This window comes from Pseudomonas sp. M5 (assembly GCF_016907075.1).
GTDB lineage: Bacteria > Pseudomonadota > Gammaproteobacteria > Pseudomonadales > Pseudomonadaceae > Aquipseudomonas > Aquipseudomonas putida_E.
On the sequence record NZ_JAFBBH010000001.1, the window covers coordinates 5,341,561 to 5,359,437 of the forward strand.

Below are 17,877 nucleotides of genomic sequence, written 5' to 3' on the forward strand. Positions count from 1 at the left end.
AAAAGACGCCGCTACCCGGTCCACTGGCATGGAGGGGTGAGCGACGTCTTTGTCGGGGTTTGTGGGCAACCGCCGTTGGCTACCGGTGCGATATCTTCAGCAAGAGCTGGGCCAACATTGTACGGTCGCCTGCTTACCCCAGCATCTCGTGCATGGCGATGATCTGCTCAGCCACCTGGATCAGCTTCTGCTGGCGGCTCATGGCCTGCCGGCGCATCAGGGTGTACGCCTGTTCTTCGTTGCAGTCTTTCATTTTCATCAGCAGGCCTTTGGCCTGCTCGATGCGCTTGCGCTCGGCCAGTTGCTGGTCGCGGGCCTGCAGCTGGGCCTTGAGCGCCTGGTCGCTCTCGAAGCGGGCCATGGCCACGTCCAGGATTGGCTGCAAGCGGGCGGCGTGGATGCCCTCGACGATGTACGCGCTGACCCCGGCCTGGATCGCCTGGCGCATCACCCCGGGGTCATGCTCGTCGGTGAACAGCACGATCGGCCGCGGCTGGTCGCGGCTCACCATCACCACCTGTTCCATCACGTCACGGTCGGGTGAGTCGGTATCGATCAACACCACGTCCGGGTGCACCATCTCGACGCAGGCGGGCAGGTCGATGGTCAGGTCTGGCGCCTCGATCACCTCGAAGCCGGCTTCGCGCAGTGCAGCCTTGAGGCGGCCGAGCTTGTTCTGGGTATCGTCGATCAGCAGGATGCGCAGCATGTTGGTGACCCTCACAGACCGATACGGGCATCGGGCGTATCGCCCAAGGCGTGCAGGCTGAAGCTGCGGGCGTAGCCGTATGGGTCGCTGCCATCCCAGCGGATACCGTCGATCAGCAGGCTGCTGCGCATGGGCGTGCCAGGGCAAGCCACGCCCAGCGCCTCGGCGGCTTCTTGGTAAAGCGCCAGCTGCTGGACCTGGCGCGCCACGCCGAGGTAGTCGGGATCATCGCGCAGCAGCCCCCAGCGACGGAACTGGGTCATGAACCACATGCCGTCGGACAGGTAAGGCACATTGGCCCGCCCCTGATCGAACAGGCGCAGGGCATGATGGTCCTGCCAGTGGTTGCCAAGGCCGTCCTGATACACCCCGAGCAGCCGCGGTTCGATGTTTTCAATGGGCGTATCCAGGTAGGCGCTGCCGCTGAGCAGTTGCGCGGTGCCGTGGCGATTTTCCTGGCTTTGTTCGATGAAGCGGCTGGCGGCGAGGATCGCTTTGACCAGCGCCCGGGCGCTGTTTGGGTACTGCTCGGCAAAGGTGCGGGCGCAGGCCAGGACCTTTTCCGGGTGGTCGGGCCAGATCGACTGGCTGGTAGCCAAGGTAAAGCCCTGGCCCTGCGCTACGGCGGCGCCTGCCCAGGGTTCGCCGACGCAGAAGCCATCGATCCGGCCAGCCTGGATGTGCGCCATCATTTGCGCCGGTGGCACCACCACGCTATTGACGTCGTGCAGGGGGTGAATGCCTTGGCTCGCCAGCCAGTAATACAGCCACATGGCATGGGTGCCAGTGGGGAATGTCTGGGCGAAGGTCAGTTTTGCACCCTGCTGGTGCACGTGACGTGCCAGTGCTTCAGGTGTGGTCACAGCCTTGCGCTGAAGGGCGGGGGAGAGGTTGATGGCCTGGGCATTCTGGTTCAGCCCCATGAGCACCGCCATGTCGCTGGCCGGCACCCCGCCGATGCCCAGGTGCACGGCATAGACCAGGCCATAGAGGCAATGAGCGGCATCCAGTTCACCGCTGGCCAGTTTGTCGCGCAGGCCGGCCCATGAGCCCTGGCGTTTGAGGTTGAGTGTCAGGCCGTGTTGCTGGGCGAAGCCCTGGGTGGCCGCTACCACAACCGAAGCACAATCGGTCAGGGCCATGAAACCGATATCGAGGCTGGGTTTTTCTGGCGCATCGCTGCCGTTGACCCATGCCAGGGGTGATGTATTCACGTAGATCCTCGCCTGTACTGAATAGGCTGTGTGCAGGCGATGAAGCAACGCATGTGCCAAGGCGCTGTCATGCCGGCCGCACGCTGGCTATAATCGCAACCTCACTCACCCCTGAGCCTTGCCCGCCCATGTATACCCTGGCCCGCCAGCTGCTGTTCAAGCTTTCCCCGGAAACCTCCCATGACCTGTCCCTGGACCTGATCGGCGCCGGTGGCCGCCTCGGGCTCAACGGCGCGCTGTGCAAGCAGCCGGCGGCATTGCCGGTGTCGGTGATGGGCTTGAACTTCGCCAATCCGGTCGGCCTGGCGGCAGGCCTGGACAAGAATGGCGCGGCCATCGATGGCTTTGCCCAGCTGGGCTTCGGTTTTGTCGAGATCGGCACCGTGACCCCGCGAGCGCAGCCGGGCAACCCGAAGCCGCGCTTGTTCCGCCTGCCAGAGGCCACGGCAATCATCAACCGCATGGGCTTCAACAACCTGGGCGTCGATCACTTGCTCGAGCGGGTGCGCGCCGCGCGTTATGACGGTGTGCTGGGCATCAACATCGGCAAGAACTTCGACACCCCGGTAGAGCGCGCGGTCGACGATTACCTGATCTGCCTGAACAAGGTCTATGGCCACGCCAGCTACATCACCGTGAACATCAGCTCGCCCAATACCCCAGGCCTTCGCAGCCTGCAGTTCGGCGATTCGCTCAAGCAGCTGCTCGATGCCCTGGCCGAGCGCCGCGAACAACTGGCCGGCGAGCATGGCAAGCGTGTGCCGCTGGCGATCAAGATCGCGCCGGACATGAGTGATGAAGAAACTGCGCTGGTGGCGGCAACGCTGATGGAATCGGGCATGGATGCGGTGATCGCTACCAACACCACCATGGGCCGTGAAGGTGTGGAAAACCTGCCGTATGGCGGGGAGGCGGGCGGCCTTTCCGGTGCACCGGTACTTGCAAAGAGCACCCATATCGTCAAGGTGCTGTCGGCCGAGCTGGGCGGCAAGATGCCGATTATTGCTGCTGGGGGTATCACCGAAGGCCGGCATGCCGCAGAGAAGATTGCCGCTGGCGCGAGCCTGGTGCAGATCTACTCAGGCTTCATCTATAAAGGGCCGGCGCTGATCCGTGAGGCAGTGGACGCGATCGCCGCAATGCCGCGGGCATGATCACGCAGGCATAAAAAAGGGCCCCGTCAAGGGGCCCCTGGGCCTTAGCCCGCCGCCCGGATGGGGCGTGCATGGTGACTCGAATTCAGTGTCCTCGTTCAGCCAACGGCGTGATTTTCGTTGAGTCTATGGATGCCAGCGGTGCCAGTCATTCCGTCCCAGTTATCACCGCGACCTTCACGCCAGCCGTTGATCCAGGCTTGGCGAACAGAAGGAAGATTGAAGGGGCAAAGTTCGCGGGATTTGCCGGTGACCCCATATTGGTAGCCACGTGAATATGCTCTTTCCAACGGATCACGCTTAAGTCTTCTCATAGGGTGTTGCCCTCACTTGTTGACTGTAATGTCCCGTCGGCCTCTCCGAGGCCGGGCAGAGTCTTTCTGCCGGTTTGCGCCCGCTGCCGGCGTGGCGGGCTGAAAGTGCCACTTCGTTGCGAAGCGGCCTGAGACCAGTTCTAACGAATGCGAGTCACCGAGGGAATGATCGATTTGTCATAAGCACGTAACGTTTCCAAGGGTGAAGGGATAAGTAAATAAATGCGACTCAACCTTGTTTGGCGTTGAGCCCGCTATGGCCGGGGTTTGCTGAACCTTGACGTCATTTCGCCAGCGTTGCGCTGCGATGAAAGAAATATTTGGTAATGCGACGAAGGGTCACATCGACCCTGAAGTCGACAGAAATTTTTTGTACTGCCTGATGATCTAAGCTGTCTCTGCCACTGGCGAGAGCAGATCGATCAGGCGGCCCGGCCCATCAGCTGCTGCATACTGCGCAGATCAAGGCCACTCGGACGCTTGCTGGAAGGGCGTTCGGGCAAACATCGGCGGGGCGATGCGTCGCTTCGTCACTCAAATAGCCCAAGGCTCTGGAATACACATGTCGGACCGTTTCGAACTTTATCTCACCTGCCCCAAAGGCCTGGAAGGCCTGCTTGCCGAAGAGGCCAAGGGCCTGGGCCTTGACGATGTGCGCGAGCACACCTCGGCCATCCGCGGCGCGGCCGACATGGAAACCGCCTACCGCCTGTGCCTCTGGTCGCGTCTGGCCAACCGCGTGCTGCTGGTGCTCAAGCGCTTCAACATGAAAAATGCCGACGACCTTTACGATGGCGTGAACGCTGTCGACTGGGCCGATCACCTGGCGGCCGACGGTACCCTGGCGGTCGAGTTCAGCGGCCATGGCTCGGGCATCGACAACACCCACTTTGGCGCGCTGAAGGTCAAGGATGCCATCGTCGACAAACTGCGCAATCGTGAAGGTCTGCGTCCATCGGTAGAAAAAGTCGACCCGGACGTGCGTGTTCACCTGCGTCTGGACCGGGGCGAGGCGATTCTTTCGCTCGACCTCTCCGGCCACAGCCTGCACCAGCGCGGCTATCGCCTGCAGCAAGGTGCTGCGCCGCTCAAGGAAAACCTGGCCGCGGCGGTGCTGATCCGTGCCGGCTGGCCACGCATCGCCGCCGAGGGTGGCGCCCTGGCCGACCCGATGTGCGGTGTAGGCACCTTCCTGGTCGAAGCGGCGATGATCGCCGCCGATATGGCACCTAACCTCAAGCGCGAGCGCTGGGGCTTCAGCGCCTGGCTTGGCCATGTGCCGGCCACCTGGCGCAAGGTTCACGAAGAGGCTCAGGCCCGTGCACAGGCCGGCCTGGCCAAACCGCCGCTGTGGATTCGCGGCTACGAGGCAGACCCGCGGCTGATCCAGCCGGGGCGCAACAACGTCGAACGCGCAGGCCTGAGTGAGTGGGTCAAGATCTATCAGGGAGAAGTCGCCAGCTTCGAGCCGCGCCCGGATCAGAACCAGAAGGGCCTGGTCATCAGCAACCCGCCCTACGGCGAACGCCTGGGTGACGAAGCCAGCTTGCTGTACCTCTACCAGAACCTCGGCGAGCGCCTGCGCCAGGCGTGCATGGGCTGGGAAGCTGCAGTGTTCACCGGTGCGCCGGAGCTGGGCAAGCGCATGGGCATCCGTAGCCACAAGCAATATGCGTTCTGGAACGGCGCGCTGCCGTGCAAGCTGCTGCTGTTCAAGGTGCAGCCTGACCAGTTCGTTACCGGTGAACGTCGCGAGGCCCAGGCCGATAGCGGTGATACCCGCCGACCGCTGCCGGTAGCCAGCGAGCCTGCACGCCTGTCCGAAGGCGCTCAGATGTTCGCCAACCGCCTGCACAAGAACCTCAAGCAACTGGGCAAGTGGGCCCGCAAGGAACAGATCGGCTGCTACCGCGTATACGATGCCGATATGCCTGAATATGCCTTGGCGGTCGACCTCTATCAGGATTGGGTACACGTACAGGAATACGCTGCGCCGCGCTCGATCGACCCGGAAAAGGCCCAGGCGCGCCTGCTCGATGCCTTGTCGGCGATCCCCCAGGCGCTGGGCGTCGACCCGCAGCGCGTGGTGCTCAAGCGCCGTGAGCGGCAGAGCGGCACCCGCCAGTATGAGCGCCAGGCCACCGAAGGGCGCTTCCATGAGGTCAGTGAAGGCGGCGTCAAGCTGCTGGTCAACCTCACCGACTACCTCGACACTGGCCTGTTCCTCGACCACCGCCCAATGCGCATGCGCATTCAGCGCGAGGCCGCCGACAAGCGCTTCCTCAACCTGTTCTGTTACACCGCTACGGCCAGCGTGCATGCCGCCAAGGGCGGTGCGCGCAGTACCACCAGCGTCGACCTGTCCAAGACCTACCTGGACTGGGCGCGGCGTAACCTGTCGCTGAACGGCTTCTCCGAGCGCAACCGCCTGGAGCAGGGTGATGTCATGGCCTGGCTGGAAGCCAATCGCGACACTTACGACCTGATCTTCATCGACCCGCCGACCTTCTCCAACTCCAAACGTATGGAAGGCGTGTTCGACGTGCAGCGTGACCACGTGCAACTGCTCGACCTGGCCATGGCGCGCCTGGCGCCCGGTGGTGTGTTGTACTTCTCCAACAACTTCCGCAAGTTCCAGCTCGACGAGCATCTGGCTGCGCGCTACGTGGTAGAGGAAATCACTGCGCAGACACTGGACCCGGACTTCGCCCGCAACAACCGTATCCACCGCGCCTGGCGCCTGCAATTGCGCTAAAGCGACAGGCAACATTGCGTCGCTAATGGCCAATAGCTATAACTCAGCACAGGGCCATGATTTTCGCAGGACGCTGACGTGACGAGATCGATCTATGTCGAAGTATGGCGTGCGTGCGAAGGTGCTGGGCCTGTGCAGCGAGGCGATGGCTGCCTGGGCAGTGGCATTGGTGGCGTTGGTGGCCGGCAGCTTGCTGTCGATTGCCCTGGCGCTGGCCACGCATGCGTTTTACAAGCAGCAGCTGCGCCAGCGCTTCGAGCTGCTGGCCAGCGAGCGCTATAGCCGTATCGCCGAGCGCTTCGACGACCAGGAACAGCGCCTGGACAGCTTGCGGCGCTTTTTCAGCTTCTCCAACGACATCACTCCACGTGAATTCGACGGCTTCGCCCGCCCCCTGCTGCGGCGCACCCAGGCTTACTCCTGGGCGCCGCGGGTCGAGGGCGCGCAGCGGCGCGACTTCGAGCGCAAGGCCAGTGCCGCCTTGGGGCAGGCCTACCTGATCCGTGACCTGGACGAGCGCGGTAATTGGCACCCGGCGCCGCCGCGCGATCACTACTTCCCGGTGCTTTACACCCAGGCAACCCAGATGCAGGGGCAACCCTACGGGCTGGACCTGCGCGGCCAGGCGGTACGTGACCAGGCCCTGATGCGTGCCTTGGAACCCGGCAGCATGGCAGTGTCCGCGCCGCTGGACATGATAAGTGTGGCACCGGGCTACGCCCGCGGGCTGTTGATGGTGGCGCCGGTATTCTACAGCGCGCAGGCCGGCAACCCCGCAGGGTATGTCATGGCGCTGCTGAACGTGCGGCAACTGATCACGGACGGCTTGCCGGCCATTGCCCAGGACAATCTGGTGGTGCGGATCGTCGATCCAAGTGGGCGCAATGGCCATGAGCTGTTGTTCGACTCGCAGAACCCGGCCGCGCCGTTGGCGTTGGTCAGCACGCAGCTGTTGCACCTGGCCGACCATCATTTCCAGCTTGATATCCGCCCAAGCCAGGTGTTCATGCAGGCCAACCGCTCCTCTGCGGCGCTGGCGGTGGGCTTGCTCGGTGGCCTGCTAAGCCTGTTGCTCAGTGCCTTGCTGTACAACCTGTTCAGCCAGCGGCAACGTGCGCTCAAGCTGGTGGAGCAGCGCACCGCTGAGTTGCGCGTCAGTGAGCAGTCGTTGCGCGAGACGCATAATCAGCTGCGCAGTGTGCTCGATGCCGCTACCCAGGTCGCTATCATCGCGACCAGCCTGAAGGGTGTGGTCAGTACTTTCAATGCCGGTGCCGAGCGCATGCTTGGCTACGCGGCCAGCGAAGCGGTCGGGAAACTGCAACTGGAAGACTTGCTTCTGCCAGAGGAGCTCAGCCTTCGCGCCCATGCCTTGGGCCTGCGCTACGGGCGCCACATCGATGGTGGCCAGGCGATGTTCGCCGAGACCATACAAGAGGGTGGCGCGCAGCCAGGCGAGTGGACTTTGGTGCGCAAGGATGGCAGCCAGTTGTTGGCCAACATGCTGGTGACCGCGGTGCTTGACGAGCAGGGGCTATGGGTAGGTTACCTGGCGATTTGCATCGATGTCACCGAGCGCCGTCGGGTGCACGAGGCGTTGGCAATGCGTGATCGGCTGCTGGAGAAGCTCAGTGCCGAGGTGCCGGGCGGCATTTATCAGTATCGCCTCGACGCTAATGGCCACTCGTGTTTCCCCTATGCCAGTCAGGGCCTGTTCGATATCTACGAGGTCGACCTGCAGTTGCTGCGCGAGGACGCCACAGTGGTGTTCGAGCGCATCCATGCCGATGACCTGGAGCGCGTTCAACGCTCCGTGCGCTACTCGGCCGAACACCTGTCCCCTTGGCGTGAAGAGTACCGTGTGTGCCTGCCCAGGGCCGGGTTGCGCTGGGTGCGCGGGGAGGCGACGCCGGAAGTCGGTGAAGACGGTTGCACGCTTTGGCATGGCTACCTGACCGATATTTCCGACCTCAAGGGCGTGGAGGAGGACTTGCGGACCTTATCGGTGACCGATGCTCTGACCGGTATCCACAACCGCCGCTACTTCCAGGAGCGGCTGAAGGCCGAACTGGACCGCGCCCAGCGTGATGATCAGGAACTGGCAGTGATCATGCTCGACATCGACCATTTCAAGAGGATCAACGACCAGTACGGTCATGCCGTGGGGGATCATGTGTTGCGCAGCCTCTGCCAGCGTATCGGCCAGCGTCTGCGGCGTACGGACGTATTCTGCCGGCTTGGCGGTGAAGAGTTCATGGTGCTTTGCCCTGGTAGCAATGCTGAACAGGCGCGGCTCCTGGCGATGGAGCTGTGGCAAGGGGTGCGCAATTTGCCTGTCGACGGGGTTGGCAAAGTGACTGCAAGCTTTGGCGTGGCCGGATGGCGCCCGGGGGAGGGGGCCGATGCCTTGTTGCTGCGGGCTGATGCCGGCGTCTATGCGGCCAAGCAGGCAGGCAGGGACCGTGTCGAGGCAGAGTTGAGCTGAGCGGGCAGTACGGGCCTCATCGCCGGCTTGCCGGCGATGAAGTTGGTATTTGCCCAAGTCAGATCATGGGTTGACGCCTACCGTCCGGTTAGCGGCTTTGGGCTGGCGATACAGGTCCAGCAGTACCTGGTCGAGTACCTGCGATGCCCCCCAAGGTTTCGGGTCGTTGAGAATCGCCGCCACTGCCCAGGTATTGCCGTTGCTGTCACGGCTGAAGCCGGCAATGGCGCGTACGGTATTCAGGGTACCGGTCTTGATGTGGCCTTCACCGGCCAAGGCGGTACGCTTGAGGCGCTTGCGCATGGTGCCGTCCATGCCCACCAACGGCATTGAACTGATGAATTCGGCGGAGTAGGGGCTATTCCACGCCGCCTGCAGCAGTGCGGCCATTTCGCGCGTGCTTACCCGTTCAGCGCGCGACAGGCCAGAGCCGTTTTCCATCACCAGGTGGGGCGCGGTGATACCTTTCTTGGCCATCCACTGGCGAACCACGCGCTGGGCTGCGCGGGCATCGTCGCCATCGGCATCGGTACGGAACTGTGCGCCGAGGCTCAGGAACAGCTGCTGGGCCATCGTGTTGTTGCTGTATTTGTTGATGTCACGGATCACCTCCACCAGGTCGGGCGAGAAGGCCCGTGCCAGCAGGCGAGCGCCCTTGGGTACGTTTTCGATGCGGTCACGGCCCTGAATGCTGCCCCCCAGTTCGTTCCAGATCGCGCGCACGGCACCGGCGGCGTAGGTGGGGTGATCGAGCAGCGCGAGGTACGTCTGCGAGTTGCAGCCATCGCCCAGCTGGCCGCTGACCACGACATTCATGCCATCGGCTTGAGGCACCGGGTTGTAGCGTACATCGCCAGTGCATTTTCTGGAGGCAACTGCCTTGACCTGATTGTCGATGCGAATGCTCGCAATGGGTGGCTCGACGGCGACGGTCACCTTGCCGCCATCGTTGCGGGCGACGAAGCGCAGGGCCTTGAGGTTGACCAGCAAGGAGTCGGGCTTGACCAGGAAGGGCTTGTTCACGTCACCGCCGTCATCATTGAAGTGCGGCAGGTTGGGCTGTACGAAGTGGCTGCGGTCCAGCACCAGGTCACCGGTAATGGTGCGAACGCCGTTGGCGCGCAGGTCACGCATCAGCAGCCATAGCTTCTCCATGTTCAGCTTCGGGTCACCGCCGCCCTTGAGGTACAGGTTGCCGTTGAGCACGCCGTTGCTCAGGGTGCCATCGGTGTAGAACTCGGTCTTCCACTGGAAAGTCGGGCCGAGCAGTTCGAGGGCTGCATAGGTGGTGACCAGCTTCATGGTCGAGGCCGGGTTGACCGAGACATCAGCGTTGAACACGGTCGGCGTGCCGGGGCCATTGAGCGGCAGCATCACCAGCGACAGTGCTGTGTCCTGCAGTTTGCTGGCTTTGAGCGCCTGCTGAACCTTGGGGGGCAGCGTGGTGTTGACGGCTGCGGCCTGGCTGGGCAGGGCGAACGGCAGGAGCATGCCGGCGAGAACGAGGGGGCGGAGCGATTTGATCATATGAGATTCATACCCTGCGGACGAGGGAAAAAGACATAGGGGCTGTATGAGATGATCGCCCCTCTACGAAATATAGTGCGCATTATGCCCCAAGCGCCGCGCTCATGCGCCACGTTCGACGGAAAAGCGCCGTTGTACTGCGGAAACTGTTAAAGTGCCGCGCGTTATTACTCAAGAGGATTGTTTCATGGCTACCAACCGTTCCCGTCGTCTGCGCAAGAAGCTGTGCGTTGATGAATTCCAGGAGCTGGGTTTTGAATTGAACCTGGGTTTCAAGGAAGACCTGTCCGACGAAGCCATCGATGCCTTCCTCGACGCCTTCCTGGCAGAAGCCATGGACGCCAACGGCCTGGACTATGTCGGTGGTGATGATTTCGGCCTGGTCTGCCTGGCAGAGCGTGGCTCGGTCAGCGAAGAGCAACGCGCCACTGTCGAAGCCTGGCTCAAAGGCCGTAGCGAACTGACCTCCATCGAAGTCAGCCCGCTCTTGGACGCCTGGTATCCGGAAAAGCCGATCAACCCGGCTTCCTGATGCATGGCTGAAGCGGCGCCCGCTCGGGCGGCCGCTTCATCAAGGCTTGGTCAGTTCTCTGGCCAAGGCTTTCTCTACGCGGCGCATGTGCCGTGCCAAAGCCTGTCGCCGCAGTTTCAGCTGTGATGCGGGCAACCCGCTTTGTTCAAGGGCCTCACAGGCCGCCATCAAGTGCTGCGCTTCCAGCATCCGCGCCGCGCTGAGGATCTTGTGTGCCTGCTCGCCGAAGGCCTCAGCCTCGAGGTCAGGGTCCAGGGCCATGAGTTTTGTCAGGTCCTGCTGCAGGCTCATCAGCAAGGCCTTGAGAAACAGTTCACGGTCGTTGGGGTTGTCGCCAACGATACTGTTCAGACCTTTGATATTGAACGGTACCTTCGTTGCGGCCTGCTCCCGTTTGGGAGCGATATTCGCCAGGCGTTGGCTGAGTGTGCGCAGGCTGATGGGTTTGAGCAGGCAGTCGTCCATGCCGACACTGAGGCATTTTTGCCTGACTTCGGGCTGGGCGTTGGCGGTATAGCCCAGGATCACGCAGTGAGGGCGCCCGTTTTGGCGTTCTTCTGCGCGCACGGCGGCCGCGAGCTGATAGCCGTTCATGTGCGGCATGTTGCAATCGAGGACGATCACGTCGAATTGCCCTTCACGCCATTTTTCCAGGCCTTCGCGGCCATCGCTGGCAGTGGCCTGGCTCAGGCCCAGGTACCCCAGCTGTTGCGCCATCAGCATCAGGTTGGCCGGGTGGTCGTCGATCACCAGCACCTTCAACCGGGCATCGGGTACATCCATGTCATCGGCTTCCAGCACCTGCGGCGGCAGTGCGTCGACACGTTGCAGCGGTACGCTGAAGCGAACCTGCGTGCCGAAATCCGGCACGCTCTTGATACTCAGGCTTGCGCCCATCATTTCGCACAGGCTACGGCAGATGGCCAAGCCCAGGCCCGTGCCTGCGCGAGCCCCCTGGCTATGCGGGTTGGCCTGAACGAAGGGGTTGAACAGGCGTTGCAGGTCATCGTCGTGAATGCCAATGCCGGTGTCACGCACTTCCAGGTCAAGGCTTGGGGGCGCTGACGGGGCTTCTTCGCGCAGGCTGAGGCTGATGCGCACCTGGCCCTGCCCGGTGAACTTGATGGCATTGCTGATCAGGTTGGACAGGATCTGCTTGAAACGCAGTGGGTCGAGCAGGACGTGGCAGCGTGCGCTGGAGTCGATGACGACGTCGAAGGCCAGGCCTTTTTGCCGTGCCTGGCCATCGAACACGCGGCTCACCGATTCGACCAGCGCCGCAAGGTCGACAGGCTCGGGCGCAAGGGACAGGTGGCCGGACTCGATACGCACGATATCCAGGATGTCACCGATCAGGCCCAGCAGGTCCTTTGCCGAATGGTGGGCGACTTCCAGCGAGGTGCGATCGATCTGCCCTTGATGGGCACGCTTGACCGCCAGTTCGAGCATGCCGATGACCGCGTTCATCGGGGTGCGAATCTCATGGCTGATGGTCGCCAGGAAGGTACTCTTGGCGCGGTTGGCATCATCAGCCAGTTGCTTGGCCTCGCGCAGCTCCTGCACCAGCTTGCGCCGCTCGCTGATGTCGATCCAGCCACCGATGATGCCCTGGACTTCACCGAGTGAATCACGGTACGGCAGTATCCAGTGGTAGATCGTGATTTCGCGATCCTTGAGCCGCAAGGGGCGGTCGATGATCAGCGGAACCCCGGCCGCCATCACCTGCAGATAATCGGCATGGATCTGCCGGGTACTTTCCGAACCCGCGAACAGACTGTCTTCCAGGCGCCTGCCTATGACCTCGTCGTGGGTCGCCTGCACCGCTTCCAGATAACTGGCATTGCAGCTTTGCAGGCAGCCCGCCCTGTCCCGCACGTACATGGGGTGCGGCGTGCCATTGAGCAGTGCGCCCATGAACTCCAGCTGATCGTTCAGGGCGCGCTCGGCGTGCTGGCGCTGTTTGATCTGGCGGCGCAACCGGGCGTTCCACAGCAGCGCCGCCAGCAGGAGCAAAGCGGTCCCCAGCAACACTTTCAAGGCAAGGCGCCTGAAGCCTAGCCAATTGCTGTCATCATGCTGGCTGTAACCACTCCAGCGGTTGTTGATCACCCCCAGTTCTTCCGGCGAAATGCTCAGCAGGGCCTTGTCCAGAATCGATGCCAACTCTGTTGCCTGTGCCGAGGTGGCCATGGCGAAGCTCGCAGGATCGGTACCTACCGTGCTGCGGATGACCAGTTTGGCGTTACCTGCTATGGCGTGGTTGGCATCGATCAAGGTCGTGATGACGGCATCGACTGCGCCACTGCTCAACAGTGCCATGGAATAGTAGGGGCTTTCGGTCTCGATCCAGCCGGTTTGCGGATACCGGGTCGCCAGCAGTTCGGACATCTCGCTGTAGCGGGTAATGGCGATGCGGCGGCCCTGCAGTTGTTCCAGTGAAGTGTACTGGGGCGTTTCGGTGCGCGTGACCAGCACATAGGTGCTTTCCAGGTAAGGTCGGCTGAGTTGCAAGTGCTCCTCGCTCATGTCATCCACGGCAAGCGCTGCGATCATGTTCACGCGCCCGTCCTCAAGCCGGGCGATCATCTCGGCAATGCCGTTGGCACGCTGAACGTCGAAGCGCAGCCCTGTGCGCAGGCGGATCAGATCCAGCAGGTCGGCGGTAATCCCGCGAAAATGGCCATTGCCGTCGAAATAGGACAGCGGTGCGGCCGTCTCGTCGATAGCCACCTGCATCACAGGATGGCGGCGCAACCACTGCTCCTCTTCGGCCGTGAGCTGCAGCTTCCGGTCGCTCAACAGTAGGTCGCTGCCGGCGCTCCAGCGTTTGAAGATGCTGGCGCGCACGGCGGCTGGCTGGCGCTCCAGGGCCAGGTTCACCAGGTCCTTGAGATGGGTATCCTGGGCGCGCATTGCAAAACTGAAACCGACGCTCTCATGTTTGCCGAAGCTTGCCATGCGCAGGCGCGGCAGGTGACCGCGGTTGAGCTGATAGTGAGTGGATATGGTATCGCCGATGAATACGTCAGCCTGCCCGAACGCGACGGCATTGAGGGCTTGGGAAGACGAACCGAAGGCCAGCAGTTCGGCTTGGGGATATAAAGTGCTGACTTCTTCTCGGGGCAGGTAGTGATACAACATGCCCAGACGCATGCCGTCCATGCCGCGATTGAGCGTACGGCGTTCGTCTTCGCGGGTCACCAGCACCGGCTGGTCGACGGCATAAGGGTGCGAAAGCGCCAGGCCTTCGCTCGCTGCTTCATAGCCATTGGCGCTGCCGAGCAAGTCGATATCCCCCTTCTTGAGCGCCTCTACTGCAGCTTGCCGGTTGGGATAGCGCAACACTCGAATCGGCACCTGCAGTACCTTGCCGATCAGGCTGGCATATTCGGCGGTGAGTCCTTGATAGTCGCGCCCGCCACTGGTTATGTCGAAGGGCGGATAATCCGGTGCTGACGTGCCCAGCTTCAGGTATTGCCGGCCCATCAGCCATTCCCTCTGTGGCGCGGTCAGTGGCGGCGTTACCGGTGAGGCAGAGGAGCGGGCAAGAAGGGAATACGGTACCGCCTCAAGCTGAGAAGCCTGCGCTGCGCAGCAGGCCAATGACAGTGCAAGGGCCAGCCAGGCAAGGAGTTGCGCCATTTGACACCTCAGACCAGCGCGTTGCGTTTGGCCATCTCGATAAGGTCGACCAAGGTGTCGACCTGGAGTTTCTGCATCAGGCGCTTCTTGTAAGTGCTGACGGTTTTGTTGCTGAGAAACATGCCTTTGGCAATTTCCTTGTTGCTGCGCCCTTGGGCGAAAAGTTGCAGCACCATGAGTTCGCGATCGTTGACCTGCCGGAAAAGCCTGAGATCGGTGTCTGCTGTTTCGTGGCCCGTGTGGATGGCCTGGCTGGGAAAGTAGTTGTATCCGGCCAGTACCGCCTTGATAGCGCTGAGCAGTTCGCTCAGGTCTTCCTGTTTGCATACATAGCCTGCCGCACCTGAGTGCATGCAGCGCACGGCGAACAGCGCAGGCGATTGCGCGGTCAGGATCAGCACCTTCAGCGGCAAGGCCATGGTTTGAAAGCGCGAGAGGACCTCGAGGCCATCAAGCTTGGGGATGCTGATATCCAGAATCACCAGGTCGGGCATTGTTTCGCGGATCATCTGCATGGCGTCCACGCCATTGTCCGATTCGCCTACGACTTTGTAGTTCTGGTTTTCAAGCAGCATACGGACAGCCAGGCGGATGACCGGGTGGTCATCGACAATAAATACGGAGTGCATGTTCAACTTCCCTGCGGCGGATGACGAGGCAGGGGGCACATTAACCCAGTTGCATCTGACATGGGGTGTGAAGTGTGGCGATTAAACGTATATGGGAAATGGCTTACAGCAGAAAGCAATTAGAGCTACGAAGTGTAATGATTTGAATCAGTGTCAAAGGACTCTTGGTAACTTTTTGTTTTGTAAATATTCGTTCTGTTTAACAAGTGGCGGCAGTTGTAGGAAATATCCCTCACTATAATGGGCCGCATGCGCAAAGGCATGCGGCAGTACCCAGGTTCAGGTCGGGCTGGACCGCCCGGTCATCTCGCGGGCCATTTCGCTGGCATAGCTGTCGGTCATGCCGGCGATGAAATCGATCATGCGCAGGTAGGCTTTGTGCAAAGAATCATGCGGGTGTGGGGCGTTGTTACCAATCAGATCGAGTACGCGGCGGCTCTTGAAGGAGGGGGTGCGCCCGCCATGCTGCTCAAGGGCCGCAGCACAGAACGTGTTGAGGAGGATTTCCAGGGTGGTGTAGGCACCGATTTCGTGCAGCGTCTTGCGCTTGTCCTGGAATATCTTGTTGCGTGCCATGTCCTTGGCCTGAAGCACGCAGCGCTTGGCCGGGCCGTGCATGTGCTCGACCAGGTCGCCACTCAACTGCCCGGCAAGCAATGCCTGCTGTTGCTCGACGAAGGCGCTCGCGGCGGCGTTGGTCAGGTGCTCGATGGCTTTGCCACGCAAGATGGCCAGCTTGCGTCGCCGCGAATCTGCAGGGCCAAGCTGGCGATACGTTTCTGGCAAGTCATCGCCCACCAGGTCGAGCAGCAGCGCCTCCACTTCGGCGTACTGCAGCAACTCCATCTCCAGGCCGTCTTCCAGGTCGATCAGGCCGTAGCAGATGTCATCGGCTGCCTCCATCAGGTAGACCAGTGGATGGCGCGCCCAGCGCTGCTCCTCAAGTAACGGCAGGCCGAGCTTGTGCGCGATCTGTTCGAGCAGCGGCAACTCGCTCTGGTAGCAGCCGAACTTATGCTTCTTGTACCCCAGGGCATCAGCGTGCCGGGCGGTCCAAGGGTATTTGAGATAAGTACCGAGGGTCGCGTAGGTCAGCCGGGTACCGCCGTCGAACTGGTGATACTCAAGCTGGGTGAGCACGCGAAACCCTTGGGCGTTGCCTTCGAAGTTGAGGAAGTCGCCGCGCTCGTCATCCGTCATGTCATCCAGCCAGCCGCGCCCTGCAGCCTGCTGGAACCAGTGGCGGATGGCATCTTCGCCTGAGTGGCCGAACGGCGGGTTGCCGATGTCGTGGGCCAGGCAGGCGGACTGCACGATCATGCCCAGATCACTGGGTTCACACCAGTCTGGCAGGCTGTCGCGCAGCGTTTCGCCGACGCGCATGCCCAATGAGCGCCCTACGCAACTTACCTCGAGGGAATGGGTCAGGCGCGTGTGAATATGATCGTTGCTGGAGACGGGGTGGACCTGGGTCTTGCGCCCCAGGCGGCGGAACGCGCCTGAGAAGATGATCCGGTCGTGGTCTTTGTGGAAGGGGCTGCGCCCCAGTTCATCGGGGCTGTACAGGGCTTTGCCCAGGCGCTCGCGGGTGAGCAGGGTGTGCCAGTCCAAGGCTCGCTCTCCTGTAGGTCGAATGGCGTAGCTTCCGGTGTCGCGCAGGGCTATGCAAGCGGAAAATCGATACCGGCCTGATCGTCGGCAAGCCGTCTCTCACAGGTGCTTGCCACGCTTGAAACGCGTGGGTCACCTGCGAGTGAAGACTCTGGAGGTGGCTCAGGAGCGCCGCGAGCCTTGCAGATACACCTTCAACAGCGGCAGCAGCGTAGTGCCCAGGCGCACCAGGCGTGACAGGTTGCCGCTGCGCACCCCCTTGCCGGTCAGAAAGCCCAGCGCAACCACCGCACCAATGCCCCATAGGGGAGCGTGTTTGATGCCCAGGCCATCTTGCAATGAGCCGCCCATGCCACGCAGGCGGTGCAGTGGCTGCAGCATTTGCCCGGACTCCTGGCGGATCTGCTGGCGATGCATTTCCATGCGCAGGCGCAGCAGGGCTTTGCGCAGCTCCCGAGGGTTACGCGTATTGGGTAGTTCAGGCAGGCTCATGGCAGCAGGCGCTCCCGGTCCTTGGCAAGTTCTTCGAGGGTGGCGCCAAACGGCGAGGACTCGTCGAATACCGCCGCCCTCAGCCGTAGGCCGCAATACAGCGCAGCCACACCATAAAACACACACAGGCCGATGATCCCTGCCAGGCGGTAGCTGTCCCACAGCAACACCAGCAGCAGGCCCGACAAGGCTGTCAGCAGCAGCAGTGCGAACACCAGCGCCAGGCCAGCGAACAGCAAAAGGCTCAGGGTGCGTCCTTTCTGCTCCTGCAGTTCGATACCGAACAGTTCGATATGGCTGTGCAGCAGCCCCAGTATCGCGGCGCCCAGGCGCCTGCCCGAGGCACCGGTGCCAATGGCGTCATTCTCCATGGAGGCTCCTTAGCGCCGATTGGCCAACAGGCCGATCAGCAGGCCGACACCTGCGGCTATGCCGATGGCCTGCCAAGGGTTTTCCTGAACGTAGTGCTCGGCACTACCCAAGGCCGCCTGGCCACGCTCACGCACCGATTCCTGAGTCAGTTGCAAGGTTTCGCGGGCCTGCGTGAGGCGCTCGTGGATCTGCTCACGCAGCTCATCGGCCTGGTCGCCCGCCAGATTGGCGGTGTCGGCCAGAAGCTTCTCGGTGTCACGGACCAAAGCCTGGAAGTCCGCCATCAATATCTCTTGTGCAGTCTTTGCCGATTTGCTGGCCATGGTGCTCTCCCTGTGTAGGTGTGTAGGTAATTCGAGTTTCGCTGTGCGCTGAAGGTTCACTTCGTCGCTGGTATGGGCCTTGCTAATGAAGATTGCCACAACGCGGGGCGTAGACCGG

At 62.0% G+C, this 17,877-nt stretch carries 14 protein-coding genes; 4 read left to right on the forward strand and 10 right to left on the reverse strand.

The window, feature by feature from the left end:
- Positions 1-133: 133 nt before the first annotated feature.
- Entirely contained in the window at positions 134-709 is a 576-nt protein-coding gene (locus JOE27_RS24290) for an ANTAR domain-containing protein (RefSeq protein WP_039602393.1), read from the reverse strand.
- A gap of 11 nt (positions 710-720) precedes the next feature.
- Positions 721-1,923, reverse strand: a complete 1,203-nt coding sequence (locus JOE27_RS24295; RefSeq protein ID WP_115275427.1) for a CmpA/NrtA family ABC transporter substrate-binding protein — start codon at positions 1,921-1,923, stop codon at positions 721-723.
- A 128-nt stretch (positions 1,924-2,051) separates the two neighbouring features.
- Here JOE27_RS24295 and JOE27_RS24300 point away from each other — a divergent pair, with 128 nt between their 5' ends.
- On the forward strand, positions 2,052-3,077 hold the full coding sequence (locus JOE27_RS24300; protein WP_115275426.1) for a quinone-dependent dihydroorotate dehydrogenase: 1,026 nt from the start codon (positions 2,052-2,054) through the stop codon (positions 3,075-3,077).
- A gap of 98 nt (positions 3,078-3,175) precedes the next feature.
- Here the strand turns inward: JOE27_RS24300 and JOE27_RS24305 are convergent, their stop codons facing one another.
- On the reverse strand, positions 3,176-3,391 hold the full coding sequence (locus JOE27_RS24305) for a ribosome modulation factor (RefSeq protein WP_003248687.1): 216 nt from the start codon (positions 3,389-3,391) through the stop codon (positions 3,176-3,178).
- Positions 3,392-3,953: 562 nt separating this feature from the next.
- Between JOE27_RS24305 and rlmKL the strand changes: the two genes are divergently transcribed.
- Together rlmKL and JOE27_RS24315 are read left to right on the forward strand one after the other, a co-directional pair.
- Positions 3,954-6,146, forward strand: coding sequence for a bifunctional 23S rRNA (guanine(2069)-N(7))-methyltransferase RlmK/23S rRNA (guanine(2445)-N(2))-methyltransferase RlmL (gene rlmKL / locus JOE27_RS24310; RefSeq protein ID WP_046786490.1), 2,193 nt, complete (start codon positions 3,954-3,956; stop codon positions 6,144-6,146).
- Between the two features lie 94 nt (positions 6,147-6,240).
- Positions 6,241-8,631, forward strand: coding sequence for a diguanylate cyclase (locus JOE27_RS24315; protein ID WP_161871933.1), 2,391 nt, complete (start codon positions 6,241-6,243; stop codon positions 8,629-8,631).
- A 63-nt stretch (positions 8,632-8,694) separates the two neighbouring features.
- On the opposite strand, the gene dacB is transcribed toward JOE27_RS24315, so the two are convergent.
- On the reverse strand, positions 8,695-10,158 hold the full coding sequence (dacB, locus tag JOE27_RS24320; protein ID WP_046786488.1) for a D-alanyl-D-alanine carboxypeptidase/D-alanyl-D-alanine-endopeptidase: 1,464 nt from the start codon (positions 10,156-10,158) through the stop codon (positions 8,695-8,697).
- 187 nt (positions 10,159-10,345) lie between these two features.
- Between dacB and JOE27_RS24325 the strand changes: the two genes are divergently transcribed.
- Positions 10,346-10,690 carry a YggL family protein gene (locus tag JOE27_RS24325; RefSeq protein ID WP_012313525.1) on the forward strand — a complete coding sequence of 115 codons (345 nt, stop codon included), beginning with the start codon at positions 10,346-10,348 and terminating at the stop codon, positions 10,688-10,690.
- A 39-nt stretch (positions 10,691-10,729) separates the two neighbouring features.
- Here JOE27_RS24325 and JOE27_RS24330 read toward each other — a convergent pair whose 3' ends face one another.
- The 6 genes from JOE27_RS24330 to JOE27_RS24355 all read right to left on the reverse strand — a co-directional run bounded on the left by JOE27_RS24330 (position 10,730) and on the right by JOE27_RS24355 (position 17,759).
- Complete coding sequence (locus tag JOE27_RS24330) at positions 10,730-14,332, reverse strand: transporter substrate-binding domain-containing protein (RefSeq protein ID WP_115275424.1); 3,603 nt, start codon at positions 14,330-14,332, stop codon at positions 10,730-10,732.
- An 8-nt stretch (positions 14,333-14,340) separates the two neighbouring features.
- Complete coding sequence (locus JOE27_RS24335; RefSeq protein WP_046786486.1) at positions 14,341-14,961, reverse strand: response regulator transcription factor; 621 nt, start codon at positions 14,959-14,961, stop codon at positions 14,341-14,343.
- A gap of 279 nt (positions 14,962-15,240) precedes the next feature.
- Positions 15,241-16,572 (reverse strand): deoxyguanosinetriphosphate triphosphohydrolase, encoded by a 1,332-nt coding sequence (locus JOE27_RS24340; RefSeq protein ID WP_046786485.1) that lies wholly within the window; start codon positions 16,570-16,572, stop codon positions 15,241-15,243.
- A gap of 162 nt (positions 16,573-16,734) precedes the next feature.
- A complete protein-coding gene (locus JOE27_RS24345; protein ID WP_046786484.1) occupies positions 16,735-17,064 on the reverse strand; it encodes a hypothetical protein in 330 nt (109 codons plus the stop codon).
- On the reverse strand, positions 17,061-17,435 hold the full coding sequence (locus JOE27_RS24350) for a phage holin family protein (RefSeq protein WP_115275423.1): 375 nt from the start codon (positions 17,433-17,435) through the stop codon (positions 17,061-17,063). Before JOE27_RS24350 ends, JOE27_RS24345 begins: the two co-directional genes overlap by 4 nt.
- A gap of 9 nt (positions 17,436-17,444) precedes the next feature.
- Positions 17,445-17,759 carry a YqjD family protein gene (locus tag JOE27_RS24355; protein ID WP_012313531.1) on the reverse strand — a complete coding sequence of 105 codons (315 nt, stop codon included), beginning with the start codon at positions 17,757-17,759 and terminating at the stop codon, positions 17,445-17,447.
- Between the last annotated feature and the right edge of the window lie 118 nt (positions 17,760-17,877).